The organism is Pseudomonas persica (assembly GCF_900291015.1).
Taxonomy (GTDB): Bacteria; Pseudomonadota; Gammaproteobacteria; order Pseudomonadales; family Pseudomonadaceae; genus Aquipseudomonas.
Genome location: NZ_OLKL01000254.1, coordinates 1 through 252, shown reverse-complemented (window position 1 = coordinate 252; position 252 = coordinate 1). Strand labels below are relative to the sequence as shown.

Annotated in this window: 1 protein-coding gene; it reads left to right on the top strand. The window is 54.4% G+C overall.

Features of this window, described 5'->3' with window-relative positions; all coding sequences use genetic code 11:
• Positions 1-252: hypothetical protein (locus FQ664_RS27415; RefSeq protein WP_218570445.1), on the top strand; the 252-nt coding region annotated here is incomplete at both ends.

Sequence of the window (252 nt, the reverse complement as noted above, 5' to 3'; positions counted from 1 at the left end):
TAACTACACACCCGTTAAGCATCTACTCGATCAGCGTCCTGAGCTTCGGGCTGCTGTTGAAGAGACACTTGAAGAAGTCTACGGCCAGATCAATACCACCGCCGCCGATGTCAGCGAAGCCTTGCACGGTTTGATTTCACCCCACGTAGTCATTCGTCGTCATGCTGTGAGTGGATTGAATAACCGTGGTCTTCTGCCCGACGACGCGCTTCGAGCCATCGAGGCGCTACGCCTAGCAACACAGGATACCGA